General features: G+C 32.7%; 11 protein-coding genes and 1 tRNA gene. 3 read left to right on the top strand and 9 right to left on the bottom strand.

The window, feature by feature from the left end; genetic code table 11:
* Positions 1 to 34: 34 nt before the first annotated feature.
* Positions 35 to 583, top strand: a complete 549-nt coding sequence (locus tag G581_RS0101965; RefSeq protein ID WP_028844374.1) for a hypothetical protein — start codon at positions 35 to 37, stop codon at positions 581 to 583.
* Here the strand turns inward: G581_RS0101965 and G581_RS0101960 are convergent.
* From G581_RS0101960 to G581_RS0101935, 6 genes are all read right to left on the bottom strand, one after another.
* Positions 554 to 2,011, bottom strand: coding sequence for a DegQ family serine endoprotease (locus G581_RS0101960; protein ID WP_028844373.1), 1,458 nt, complete (start codon positions 2,009 to 2,011; stop codon positions 554 to 556). The genes G581_RS0101965 and G581_RS0101960 overlap by 30 nt on opposite strands.
* On the bottom strand, positions 2,008 to 2,667 hold the full coding sequence (gene fsa / locus G581_RS0101955) for a fructose-6-phosphate aldolase (protein WP_028844372.1): 660 nt from the start codon (positions 2,665 to 2,667) through the stop codon (positions 2,008 to 2,010). The genes G581_RS0101960 and fsa overlap by 4 nt, the downstream gene beginning before the upstream one ends.
* Complete coding sequence (locus G581_RS0101950) at positions 2,664 to 3,485, bottom strand: YkgJ family cysteine cluster protein (RefSeq protein ID WP_028844371.1); 822 nt, start codon at positions 3,483 to 3,485, stop codon at positions 2,664 to 2,666. The genes fsa and G581_RS0101950 overlap by 4 nt, the downstream gene beginning before the upstream one ends.
* Positions 3,463 to 4,632: a (Fe-S)-binding protein gene (locus G581_RS0101945; protein WP_028844370.1), complete on the bottom strand. Its 1,170-nt coding sequence runs from the start codon at positions 4,630 to 4,632 to the stop codon at positions 3,463 to 3,465. The genes G581_RS0101950 and G581_RS0101945 overlap by 23 nt, the downstream gene beginning before the upstream one ends.
* Before the next feature lie 102 nt (positions 4,633 to 4,734).
* Positions 4,735 to 6,237 (bottom strand): Rne/Rng family ribonuclease, encoded by a 1,503-nt coding sequence (locus G581_RS0101940; RefSeq protein ID WP_028844369.1) that lies wholly within the window; start codon positions 6,235 to 6,237, stop codon positions 4,735 to 4,737.
* Positions 6,234 to 8,663, bottom strand: a complete 2,430-nt coding sequence (locus G581_RS0101935) for a TIGR03936 family radical SAM-associated protein (protein WP_038064646.1) — start codon at positions 8,661 to 8,663, stop codon at positions 6,234 to 6,236. The genes G581_RS0101940 and G581_RS0101935 overlap by 4 nt, the downstream gene beginning before the upstream one ends.
* Positions 8,664 to 8,789: 126 nt before the next feature.
* Between G581_RS0101935 and G581_RS0101930 the strand changes: the two genes are divergently transcribed.
* Positions 8,790 to 9,548, top strand: coding sequence for a phosphocholine cytidylyltransferase family protein (locus tag G581_RS0101930; RefSeq protein ID WP_028844367.1), 759 nt, complete (start codon positions 8,790 to 8,792; stop codon positions 9,546 to 9,548).
* Between the two features lie 181 nt (positions 9,549 to 9,729).
* On the opposite strand, the gene G581_RS0101925 is transcribed toward G581_RS0101930, so the two are convergent.
* Positions 9,730 to 11,109, bottom strand: a complete 1,380-nt coding sequence (locus G581_RS0101925) for an MFS transporter (protein WP_028844366.1) — start codon at positions 11,107 to 11,109, stop codon at positions 9,730 to 9,732.
* A 189-nt stretch (positions 11,110 to 11,298) separates the two neighbouring features.
* On the opposite strand from G581_RS0101925, the gene G581_RS0101920 reads away from it, so the two are divergent.
* A tRNA-Met gene (locus G581_RS0101920) sits at positions 11,299 to 11,372 on the top strand.
* Positions 11,373 to 11,448: 76 nt separating this feature from the next.
* Here G581_RS0101920 and G581_RS0101915 read toward each other — a convergent pair.
* Together G581_RS0101915 and G581_RS0101905 are read right to left on the bottom strand one after the other, a co-directional pair.
* On the bottom strand, positions 11,449 to 11,955 hold the full coding sequence (locus tag G581_RS0101915; protein ID WP_028844365.1) for a hypothetical protein: 507 nt from the start codon (positions 11,953 to 11,955) through the stop codon (positions 11,449 to 11,451).
* Between the two features lie 193 nt (positions 11,956 to 12,148).
* The gene (locus tag G581_RS0101905; RefSeq protein ID WP_028844364.1) at positions 12,149 to 13,099 is read right to left on the bottom strand and encodes a permease; all 951 of its coding nucleotides are present in this window, start codon (positions 13,097 to 13,099) and stop codon (positions 12,149 to 12,151) included.
* Positions 13,100 to 13,823: the final 724 nt, after the last annotated feature.

Below are 13,823 nucleotides of genomic sequence, written 5' to 3'. Positions count from 1 at the left end.
GTTATTTAATAGCTTCTAATCAGGGGATATTTTAATGAACAATTTTTGCTTTATAAAGAGGGGAGAAATAGATTTATGGAATAACATTAATGAGCTTCAAAAACTTATAAATCAAATTGATTCTTTTTTTACAAATTTTCCTGAAATTTTTAAAGAAACAATGATTCTATCAATAGAGATTAAAAATATTCTATTAAAGATTGACCCATTTATCGACCATAATGCAAGAAAAATTTGCTCGCATTGTACCAATATCTGCTGTCAGCATAAAAACAGCAGATATGAATATGATGACACTATTTATATTCTTGCATTGCGAGAAAAATTTCCTCTTCCAGACCGAAATCTTAAAGAAAAAGAACCCTGTTACCTGCTTACAGAAAAAGGATGTAAAACACCACGATATCTCAGACCGTTAAGATGCAACTGGTATCTTTGTGAAAATCTTCTAAAAGAAATGGAGTCAGCACCTGCCAGAGTATTCAGAGAATTTTCAAATAATTTTAAAAATATGCTTTATATCAGAGAGCAGATGCTGAACTCATTTTTTAAATCACTGTCCTACCTTAAGGGTAATATATGATACTCTTCCATCTCTAAAAAACCAGATTATAGCATCATTTTTAACTTTCTTTGATACTCTGACAAAATCTTTAACACTGTTAATTTTTTCATTATTAATTTCCATAATCACATCACCTCTCATCAATAATCCATCAGCAGGTGAGTCTGGATCAATGGATGATATAATGACTCCGTTAATTTTTTTAGGAATATGTAACTGACTTCTTATCTTAGAAGTAAGATCTTCAACATAAATACCTGCCAGAACAGACTCTGATTCAGAAACCATTTGTTCTGCACCCAGTTCACCTATGGTCGCAGTTATAGTATAGCGTTTACCTCCTCTTATAATCTCCATGTTTACTGTTTTGCCTGGCGGAGTACTTACCACAAGATTTCTCAGATGAGCAGCGTCTTCAACTTCTTTACCATTAAAACTAATTATGATATCCTTTCTCATGAGACCTGCTTTTTCAGCAGGGCTTCCATCTTGAATATCAGTAACAACAGCGCCTTTTATCTCCTTAAGTCCGGATGCCTTTGCCATCTCTGTATCCAAATCCTGCACTGTAACACCAAGCCATCCCCTGATTACCTTCTTATTCTTTATAAGACTATCCATAACTACCTTTGCCATATTGCTCGGAATGGCAAAACCAATACCCTGATATCCTCCTGTTGTACTGAATATTGCTGTATTTATACCAACAAGCTCACCACTAACATTAACCAGAGGACCTCCAGAATTACCTGGATTAATGGCTGCATCTGTTTGAATGAAGTCTTCATAGTCCGCTATCCCAACATTTGCCCTGCCTGTAGCACTCACTATTCCTCTTGTGACAGTTAGATTTAGTCCATACGGATTTCCAATAGCGATAACTGTTTCACCAACCTTGAGTTTATCAGAATCTCCCCATTTAATTGCACGGAGCCCATTTGACTTAATCTTTATCACAGCAATATCTGTCTTAGCATCATAACCAACCAGTGTACCGTCAAAAACTTTTTTATCATAAAGCTTTACCTTGATTTCATCAGCACCTTTAATTACATGATAGTTTGTAAGTATATACCCCGAAGGGTCAACAATAACTCCTGAACCAAGTGCTGTCTGAGTAAATTCTTTCGGTCTGTTAAATAGTCCACCAAACTCATCATCAAAAAATCTTCTGAAAAATGGGTCGTTAAAAGGAAAAGGAATCCCCTGTCTTTTAATCTTTTTTGTTGTGTAAATGTTTACAACAGAGGGTCTAACAGCTTGAATAACTTCTGCCATTGCGTTACCAATTTTTGATAACAACTCTTGAGATTCTTTTGAAATCTGATAATCCTCAGAAAATCCTTTGGTCTGAAAATCAAACTTTGAAGAAATAACCAGACCTATGGTAACTCCTATCAAAAGCAGAAGAATTCCGGATATGATGAACTTTTTGTTTTTTTTCATTTCCTCTCCTCCTTATTGTGAAGTTTTTCCCAATCTTTGAGAAATTTTTCAATACCAATGTCTGTTAAAGGATGTTTAATTATCTGCTTAATTACTGAATATGGAATTGTAGCAATATCAGCCCCGATCTTTGCTGCGTCAAGAACATGAAGAGGGTTACGAATGCTGGCAACAATTATTTCAGTTCTAAATGAGTAGTTCTCAAAAATTATCTGAATATCCTCTACCAGATTCATACCTGAATGACTTATATCATCAAGTCTGCCAACAAAAGGACTGACATATGTAGCACCAGCTTTTGCAGCTAAAAGAGCCTGGGTTGGAGAAAAAATAAGCGTTACATTTGTTTTTATTCCATCCTGAGCAAGTTTTCTCACAGCTAGAAGTCCATCTTCAGTCATGGGAATCTTGATTACAATATTCGATGCAATTTTACTCAGTTCAATTGCTTCTGCAACCATACCATCAAAATTCAGAGATACAGCCTCCGCACTTACAGGACCATCCACAATTTTACATATTTCTTCAAGTAATGATATCGGATCTCTGCCTTCCTTAGACAGAAGCGAAGGATTTGTTGTAACACCATCAATTAATCCCAGTTCCCATGCTTTTTTAATCTCTTCCAAATTAGCTGTGTCAATAAAAATTTTCATCCCTTATCCTCCATAACTTTAATTATAAAGTTTTCCCCATCTCTTTCTATTAGTAGTCCATAAAGCGGAGCTATTTCAAACAAAGTTTTACCAAAAATCAAAGAAAAAACATTACTATCAATCTCCAGCTTATCTCTTGCCCAGTCTCTTATAGCAGTATCATATAAAATCATATTAACAATTGCTTCAAAGTTTTCCTCTTTACCAGAGATAAATTCCTCAACTATTTTATTAAATTTTTCAAGCGAACATCTTTCATCATGCTTATTTATAGCTTCTTTTAAAACATCAACACTACCGAATAAATCTTCTCTTGTAAGCCTCCTTTTTTCAAGTCCTGTTATAGTTATGTTCTGACTCCAGCACTCATATTCTCTGCATACAGTTGGCCTGTTTTCATAGATTGTGCAACCAATCTCTGGATCATAAAAAAGACATGTAGAGCTACCAAAAATAGGACGCAATTTTATCAATTCCATTGATGAATAATATGTATCTCCATCTATTGAAGAACGAATTTTTTCACCTTCTCGTATTGCATAAATATCGTTCTCTGAAATAATTCCATTTGTCAGCAAAGAAATATCTTCTTTGAGAATCACTGGAGTATCTCTCATACAGCATTCTCCACATCTATCACAGTCTTTTTTCAAACTGAACTTCATTTTTTTAGGCTTCCCATCTGGATCGTAGCCCTTAACTGTATGGTCATTTCTGTCAGGGCTATAAACAGTTCCATCAGGGAAAACTATTTCAAAATTAGAACTACTCTCATTAAGATTCTTATCCGAAGGATTAGAATTTGATTGTTCTTCCATCCTTTTCTCCTTTTAATAAAATTTTATTGATTACTTCTACATAATGAAATATTTTTTTGTCTTTCATGGCAAATTTAAATTGAATCAAACAGTTTGGGCAAGAACTGATTATCATATCCGCTGTTTCGTATTCTAAAACTTTTTTTCTGAGAATATCCATAGATTGTTTTTCAAATAAAAAGGAAAAAAGTCCTGCAAATCCACAGCATCCCTCTTTCTTCTTAATATCAGCAACACCAAGTTTTTTAAGCACGTTTATTGTTTTATCAGCATCTTTAACATAGTTCAAGGAATGGCATGAAACATGAAAAAATGCAGATGATTCCACAATAGCCTTATCCTGAGAGTTAATTGAAAAATTAAAATCTTCAAAAAGGTCTGCAATGTTTAATACAGAAATCCCCTCTCCAGTAAGTTCTTTATAAACATTTTCGATAAAATGTGCACAGGTAGGGCAGGTAGTTATAACTCCCTCAATGTTAAATGATTTATATGTTTTCAGATTTTTTTTGGCAAGTTTTATTGCATCTTTCTTAAAACCTGCAGCTAGTAGAGGAGCACCGCAACAGTACTGTTTGGGCACAATAACTTCAAAGTTTAGTCGGTTAAGAATATAAATTAACGATCCTGTTATTGATGGAAGTAAATAATTTACCGAGCAGCCTGAAAAAATTGCAATCCGCCCTGCAGGTTTCAATTTTGTGTAAACCTGTAAGAAATCCTGTTGTTTTTGTTTAACAGACACAGTTAAAAATCTATGTAAAAATGTTAAGCGTGGATAGTTTAAAAGAGATTTCAAATGTTTTGAACTATTTAAAAGTTGCAAAACTGAAAAAAATAATCCAGGATAAAATGAAAAATATTTGAATAGATACAGTAAAAACCCCTTTTTCATTTTTGCTCTTGTTTTATATATGAAGTTGCAAACATCTATATTAAGAGGGCAGTTATTTTCACATGCTCCGCAGAGAAAACAACTAAATATCCTCTGTTTCAATGCATTACCTGGCATTACTTCATTTTCTGCCAACGCTCTGACAAGCCTCAGTCTGCCTCTTGGAGAAAATGATTCATTAAGAAAGAGTTCATAACTCGGGCATATTTCTTTACATTTTCCACATTTTGTGCATTCTGTAAGAAAATCCATTTATATATCCTCTACAAAAATTGCAATATTAAATTTAACAATGCCATCTATTTATAATTTTCCTACTGACAATCAAGATTCTATTGTAAAAATATAAGCAGATTATGGAGTATTTTCATAAATGTGATAGATTTCCTGATGAAGTAAAACATCCTTTTTAATTATGATTCGTATTTTTTTAGCATCTTCAAATTCTTCTATGGAATCTCTCTCCTCATCAGTTAATAAATCAGCCACATATGGATTTGTTATAACGGTAAGTTCTGTACCTTGAGGAACAGCTATCGATTTAAGCTTTCTTAAAATTTCATAGGCAACAGTTCTTATACTTTTTACTCTTCCCTTCCCTTCACAATATGGACAATTATCACAAAGAATCTGTTCAAGGCTTTCTCTTGTTCTCTTCCTCGTCATCTGAACTATTCCAAGCTCTGTAATATTATAAATAGTTGTTTTAGCTCTGTCTTTTTTCATTGCCTCTGTCATGGCATTTATAATTTTTTGTTTGTTTTCTTCTTTTTCCATGTCTATAAAATCAATCAATATAATTCCTCCAAGATTTCTGAGCCTTATCTGATAGGCAATCTCTTTAACAGCTTCAAGATTTGTTCTGAGAATAGTGTCTTCAAGATTTTCCTTGCCGACAAACTTTCCTGTGTTCACGTCAATAACAGTCATTGCCTCTGTCTGGTCAATTACAATGTATCCGCCTGATTTAAGCCATACTTTACGTTCAAGAGCTCTATCAAGGTCAACTTCTATACCAAAAGCATCAAATATAGGTTCTTCACCTTCATAGAACTCTATTTTATCAGCAATTCTAGGAAAATAAATCTGGGCGAATTCTTTGAGCCTCTGCCATTCAATATGGTTATCAATGATCATACGGTCTACATTTTGTGTCATAAAATCTCTTAAACTTCTCAATACAAGGTCAAATTCGCTGTGAATAAGAGAAGGTGCATGAACCTTGTCTTTCTTTTTCTGAATGTTATCCCATAGAAGAAACAGAAAGTCTATATCCTTTTGAATTTCCTCTTCTGTTGCATCCTCGCTCACAGTTCTCATAATAAGCCCAAATCCAGCAGGCTTAATTCTTGTTGCAAGATCTTTAAGCTCTTTTCTTTTGTCTTCATCTTCTATTTTTCGCGAAATGCCAATATGTTCCATCACCGGCATAAGTACAACATATCTGCCGGGCAGTGTTATTCTTGATGTAACTCTGGCACCTTTTGTTCCAATGGGATCCTTGGCAACCTGCACAAGTATTTCCTGACCTTCCTGGACAAAGTCTTCTATAGAAACATCCTTAAAGTCAGGCTTCGGTATAATATCTGTTTCTTCTTCGCCTTCCAGAAAAGGATAAACCTCTTTAATCCCACCTTTAATGTCATCAACATAAAGAAAAGCAGCCTTATCAAGTCCTATATCCACAAAACATGCCTGCATTCCTTTTAAAACTTTAACAACCCTGCCTTTATAAATATTGCCAACAAAACTTGCATCTCCTTTCCTCTCAATATAAAACTCAACAACCTGTCCCCCTTCAAGCAGGGCAACACGGCATTCCTGTCTTGTAACATTTATTAAAAGTTCATTGCTCAAGGTTCTATCCAGCCTCCTTCATATCCATACATTGCAACTCTTTTTATTTTTAAGTCTTTCAACGACTTACAGAAAACCGCTTCAACAATTTCAGAAACTCTTGCATTTTGAGTTCCATCTCTCACTATTATACATGCTTGCCTGTCATTAATTTGAATTTCTTCCAGAAAATCTTTAAGAAAAACTGTTTTTTCATTCCTTTTTATAGTGAGACTTTCTATAAAATTTTTATCAAGTTGAAATTTATCTTCAAGATCAACAATGTATTTATATCGTTTGACAAATGAGTTAAGAGATGGAATTTCTGAAGAAATTTCTCTTGCTATAATTATTTTTAATCCGTCAGGTAAAATGCTATTCAATCTTTCAATATATTCATTTTTTAGAGCACCATAAATTTTTAAATCAAAATATTCTTTCTCACTTTCAATACCCACTGAGAGAGAAGGACCAAATGAAATCTCAGGCTTTGGATGGAATCCATGAGAAAGCACAAAAGGAATTTCAGCCATTCTCAAAGCTCTTGTAATGAGACCGCTCAATTCAAGCTGGGACAGATATTTCATCAAGCCTGTTTTTGCATGACAAAATCTTACTGTTGTGATTGTATGTTCTTCTTGTTTCGAAGAATAATTGTTTGCAACAGGGGTTTTAAATGTCTCCGATGCAATACTATCTGAGTTATTCGATTGCAAAAAGTGACACTGTAGAACGCCGCAACCAGAACATTTCATAGTACAATCAGATGTCTGTTCAAGATTTAGAGCTTTATAAAACTCTTTTTTCAGGAACTCATTATTTATGCCTATATCAATAAAACTCCATGGAAGCTTATCATCAAGGCTGTACTGCTTTTGAGCATATTCAAAACAGTCAATGCCTGTTTCCTCCATTGCCATAAGCCATCTGTTAAAATCAAAAAAATCAGACCATGCAGACAACCTTTCTCCATTGAGCCAGGCTTTCTCAATAAGATTGCCAATTTTTTCATCACCTCTTGAAAGAACAGCTTCAAGAAGACTCATCTCTGGATTATGTCCTTTATAATGTATTCTGCTTTTTTGAAAAGAGCCTTTTAGAAAACCGAGTTTCCCTATCATATCCTCAAAGCAAATCTGACCGCTCCACTGAAAAGGAGTATGTGGTTTTGGAATAAATGGAGATACTGTAACATTTATCTCAACGAATTTTTTTGTATATAATTTTGCAATTTTTATTATTTTTTTTGCCAGGTTAACAATTTCTTCAATGTCTTCATCTGTTTCAGTAGGTAGTCCAATCATGAAATAAAGTTTAATATTTTGCCATCCCTCTTCAAAAAGAAAGCCACATGCTCTTTCAATATCTTCATTGGAAATCTTTTTATTAATAACTCTGCGAAGTCTCTCCGTAGCGGCTTCTGGAGCCATGGTGAATCCTGTCTTCCTCACTGATTTAATATCCTGTAACAACTCTCTAGTTACTTTATCAGCTCTGATTGACGGAAGTGATATCGCAACTGCCTTGCCTTGAAAATATTGATTAAGTATTTTAATCAGTTCTGTTAGATAAGGATACTGTCCTATGCTGAATGACATAAGAGAGAGTTCTTCATAGCCTGTGTTTTTTATTGACTCTTTTGCTATTTCAAAGATTTTCTGAGGACTGCGTAATCTTAAAGGTCTGTAAATAAAACCTGCCTGACAGAATCTGCATCCTGAAGGACATCCTCTTGATACTTCAATAGCACATCTGTCGTGAACAATTTTTGCATATGGAACTACTGGTGCTACAGGGAAGGTGGTAGAGTCAAGGTCTTTTATAAATCTCCTTTTGACTGATTTTTTGTCAGCATAAGGGACATAAAAGCCTTCTATATCAGATATTGCTTTTAATAAATCTTCTCTATTAGGGGCAGAGGCTTTCCATTGTTTGTAAAGGTCTATAAACTCTAACACCGCTTCTTCTGCCTCACCAACTAAAAAAGCATCAACAAAAGGAGACATCGGTAGAGGATTTACCGTGCATGGTCCTCCAGCAATGATAAGAGGATGTTTCTTGTTCATTCTATCCTGCCATCTAAGAGGAATTCTTCCAAGCTCAAGCATATTAAGAACAGTTGTATAAGAAAGCTCATACTGAAGGCTAAAGCCAATAATATCAAACTCATTTAAAGGAGTTTTCGTTTCAAGTGAACTAAGTACTATGTCATGTTCTCTCATGTAGTCCTGCATATCAATCCATGGAGAAAATACTCTTTCAGCATAAACATCTGGATGGTTATTGAGAATTTTATAAATAATCTTTAAACCGAGATTGGACATTCCAATTTCATAAATATCTGGAAAGCATAGCGCAAACTTTATAAGATTTTTGTTTTTTTTATGAATTGCATTAATTTCCTTATTTATGTATCTTGTTGGCTTTTCAAAATAAAGAAGATTCATAATTCATTATGATACTAAAACAAAAATTCCGGCAAGTAAGAATCAAGAATTTGACAAAAATAACAATTTTTTTTTATTTTTTTATACAATTAAAGAAGAAGTTATTTTTTAAAACAAGGAGTAATTATGAAAGCTATCATCTTAAGTGCAGGCCAGGGCAAGAGATTGTTACCTATAACAGAAGACACTCCAAAGTGCTTATTACGTATTGATGATCAAACAATAATTGAATACCAGATCAATACTCTCTCCACAATAGGGATTGAACATATTGTCGTTGTTACAGGTTTCAAATCTCTTAAGGTTGAAAATTACTTAAAGGGAATATATAAAAATACCAGTTTAGATATGAAATACTACTACAATCCTTTTTATGCTGTATCGGATAACTTAGCCACATGCTGGATTGTAAGAGAAGAATTTGATAGAGACTTTTTTATAATAAATGGCGATGATTTATTCGAAGGTGCTCTAGTTAAAAAATTATTAGAAACAGACCCATACCCTGTAACTGTAGCAATGAATATAAAATCAACATACGATACGGATGATATGAAAGTGGTTTATAATGAAAAAACAGGGAAACTTCAGGAAGTAAGCAAACTTATTGATTGCAATAAAGCAAAGGCTGAAGCCATAGGAATCCATCTATTTAGAGATGAAGGAGTAAATCTATTTAAAAATACTGTGGAAGAACTTATGAGAGAGCCTTCTGGATTAAAAAAATGGTACCTATCAGCTATAAATGCCCTGGCAAAAAAAGATGCTGTAAATGTATGCAATATAACCGGTTTTAAATGGATTGAAGTTGATTACCCCGATGATTTAGTTAAAGCAAAAGAATTAATAAAAGATATTATAGTCCCTACCTGCAATGTTGTGTAAAATGTTAAATTGTGAAATAGCGATTTAACTTAATTTTTTATTATATATCTAAGCATCATCATTTAAAATATTTTCAATTCGTTCAGATAGTCTCTGTTATACAACTCCCCAATTATATGAAATAACATAATACAAACAGTTTTATTTAGAACAAAAAATTTTCTGTCCTAAAAGTTTTAAATTATCTATGCTCTATTACTTCTTTGCTTTTATGAATTTTGCCTCTTTTTAATGAAAAGAAGATGCCGGCAAAAGAAAGCAAAGAAAAAATTACAAAAGCAGTTTTGATGGATTTCAAAATTAATTCTGGATTTTCATTTAGTGTTTTATCAGCCATATAGATTGAAATAATCAACGTTGAAATTCCCATTGAAAGAGACTGTCCTATAACCCTTGATGTTGCAAGTATAGCTGATGCCCGGGAATAATCCCTTTTTGATACAGAGCTCATAACAGCATTAGTATTTGGCGAAGAAAACAGACCAAATCCAATGCCTGCTACTATAAGTATCAGAACTATATAGGAAATTTGAATATCTGAATTGATAAAAACAATCATTAATAAAGATACAGTTGTCAGTAACATCCCAATTGAAGCTATTATATGCGGTTCTGTATTATCAGATGATTTTCCTGCAAATGGTGAAATAATACTCATTATAATCGGCTGAGTTAAAAGTATCAAACCCGCATCCTTTGGAGTTAAATTGAATGAAGTTTGCAGATATATGCTTAAGAAAAACGTTACAGCATTTGTTGCAGTGTAGTTTATAAGGGCTGCAATATTTGAAAATATAAAAACATTATTTGTAAAAAATTTTTTTATATTTATCAGAGGATATCTAAAACTTTTTTCCATATTTATCAAATAAAAGAGCAAAATTATGGATAAAACAAAAATCATTACTCCAGATAATTGATTTAATATTGAAAGCCCGTAAATGAAAGATACGATAAAAAAGATGTACACTACTGTTTCACCAAGATTGAGCTTAGTTTTCTTTTTTATATCATCAAATTTCATTTTGTAATATGCAAAAATAATTATCAGTATATCTATTGCTGCAGTTATCAGAAAAATTTTATTCCATCCATACCTTGTTGTTATAAATCCACCTATTAAAGGACCCAGTGAAAGGCCCATATATACGCAACTTACATTTATGCCTAAAACCTTTCCCCTTTTCTCTTTTGGGAAGACAAGTGTCAGAATTGCAGTTCCAGTGGCTAAAAACATTCCACCACCTATTCCCTGAAGAATTCTTGATATTAAAATAAGCGTAAAATTTTCTGATATACCACATAAAAAAGATGATATACCAAATATAAACACTCCAATAATAAATATTCTCCTTTTTCCAAATATATCTGCTAATTTGCCCGATGGTAAGAGGCTTATAACAGTTGAAAGCATGTAAGACGTTATAATCCAGCTTGTGAGTGTTGATGTTATCCCGAGTGTTTTTTCTATCTCTACTATAGCTATATTTACAGAGGATATCATGAAAGGGTTAATGAATGCTGTCAATGCTATTAAAAAAAGTATAATTCTCTGGTTCATGGTTGTAATAATAAATATTATACAAAGATAGACATGTTATTCATATAAAACTATTGTTTCAAAAATCACGTCAGAGATTTACCTAGAATTTTTAAGATTTAAAGAACACATGTTATACAACATCCAATTAATTGAAATAACGCATAATTTGCCATAAAAGAATAAATTTTGATATAGTAAAATTACGCTGGCGGCGTAGCTCAGTTGGTCAGAGCAGACGGCTCATATCCGTCATGTCAGGGGTTCGAATCCCTTCGCCGCCATTGATTACCTAACGAGGGCAAATCACTGGTTATGAATAAATTCAGCCTGTCAACTATAATTTGGAAATAAGAACTCTTATCGCCATCTCATTGGATGAGAATCGTCATCATATACCTGTCTTCTTACTCGTGGATGTAAATGTATGTAAATTGAAATTGTGTTTCCTTCTTTTCTATACACTGTTTGTAGTGGCTCCATTATGCCTCTGAACACCCAAGGATGATAAATTGGTTTAATCTCATAACCAAATATTGTTCCTTCATCTCTTATGGGGGAGCATCTTAAGAAGTTTACAAAAGCTTTATCCAGTAAAACTTCATTGGCAATTTTTAAAGCCTCATTCCCATTTACGTTTTCAATTGTTCTGTAATTGAAAGAAGGTGCATATGGACTGATGGTAACATTGTCGTTAACTTTATCAAGCACTATAAAAGTTTCAGGATCATTGATAAAGGAGTTTGAATAAATGATAACATTGTATGAATCTTCACCGTCTGTTATACCACAGTTCTCCACTGTAGCAGCGAATAAGTTTAATGGGATAAAAACAAGCGAGACTAAAATAAAAATTAGTTTACTCATTGACTTATTATATCGTAAATATTAGAATTCAACAACTTAACATATAAGTTCGGTTTTATAAATCCAAAATCATAAACATTTATATCAGTTTTTAATCTTTAAATTAAAGATTGTTTTTTTTGATATTCTGTTTTTGTGAATTCTAAAATTTCTCAGGTATTTGAGCATCTGATAATTAGGAGAAACAATCCTCTTATAAAAAAGCATTAAACAGATAACCCACAGCTATAATTGTTACAGTCATTATTCCTATAAATACAGCCAGAAGCTGAATTTTCAGAACCTTTCTTAAAATTATCATCTCGGGAAGTGAGAGCGCTGTCACAGCCATCATAAATGCAAGCACAGTCCCTATACTCAACCCTTTTTCCATTAGGGCATATACAATTGGTAAAATACCTGCTGCATTCGAATAAAGCGGAACTCCTAATGCTACCGCAATCGGAACAGCGAACGGATTCCCTTTTCCTGCATAATTTACAAGAAGATCCTGAGGCACATAACCGTGTATAAAACCACCTATAGCTATAGCTATTATTATAAATAACCATACTCTCTTCAGTATATCTACTGTATTCAATTTTGCATACAAAAGTCTCTCTTTTAATGTTTGCTTTATCAGTTCCTTCTTCTGCCCAAAGTTGAACTTATAAACATACTCTTCGACCCATTTTTCAAGTTTGAGTTTGCCTATAATAAATCCTCCAACAATAGCAACTAAAAGCCCTGTAACCATATATATCGCTGCAATCTTCCATCCAAAAAGTCCCCAGAGCAAAACAACAGCAACTTCGTTTATCATTGGAGAAGAGATTAGAAATGAAAATGTTACACCAAGAGGTACACCTGCTTCTATAAAACCTATGAAAAGAGGGACTGCCGAGCATGAACAAAAAGGCGTAAAAATACCAAGCAATGCAGCAAGAATATTACCTATAAACTCTTTTTTATTCGAAAGAATTTTTTTTGTCTTCTCAGGCGAAAAAAAACTTCTGATAAACGACACTACAAAAATAATAATTGCAAGAAGCAAAAATATTTTGATTGTATCATATATAAAAAATTCTATGGCATCTCCAAGTTGTGAACCTCGTTCAAGATGCATAAGACCATAAGTTATATAGCTTGCAAAATCTTTTAACATTCTCCCCTCCTTAATGGTTTATGCAGATAAATAAACAAATTTTGATATGTTTTGTCAAGATTTATTGTGTGTAATCATTTATGGAGTAAAGCAGTAAGTGTTTGAATATTTCGATAATCTTGATTCTTTTGATATAACAGAAAAATCACAACAATTTAAAATTTCTATCCGACAAATTGGATGAATTGTGTACAATATTAAATGATGAATTTTTTAAAAATTTCTCCTGATTTGTTTGACTAAAATGATTAAATGACCAGCCAATTTTTAGATAGTTTATTTAATTTCTTAAGAACATCTTTTCTTTTATTTCATTTAGTAATTTTTTATTACTTAATTTTCTGGAATTCAAAAATAAATTTACAAATACAAAAAAAAACTGCTTACTACTTTTTTATAATTATTTTTCTCAATGTTATCTTGAATTTTATAATCTTTTTTAAAGGTTCTAGTGGAGAAGTTTATATATTTTTAATTGCAGTCAATACCGCTTTAATTGGAGCAGTACTTTTTTATGGATACAAAAGTACTCTTAATTTTAAAATATATTATCTTTTATTCCCAATTATTTTAGTTGCTGTTCTGATATTTAAAAAAGATACTCTTTTTATATTTTTAGGACTTTTTTTCATAAGTATCTCATATTTTCATATTTATTCTAAAGAAAAGTTTTCAAAGTTCAAACCATCCAGAGTTACACCGTTATTTATAAAGAAAGGTATGT

Source organism: Thermodesulfovibrio thiophilus DSM 17215 (assembly GCF_000423865.1).
Classification (GTDB): Bacteria; Nitrospirota; Thermodesulfovibrionia; order Thermodesulfovibrionales; family Thermodesulfovibrionaceae; genus Thermodesulfovibrio; species Thermodesulfovibrio thiophilus.
This window is presented reverse-complemented; position numbering and strand designations above follow the sequence as displayed.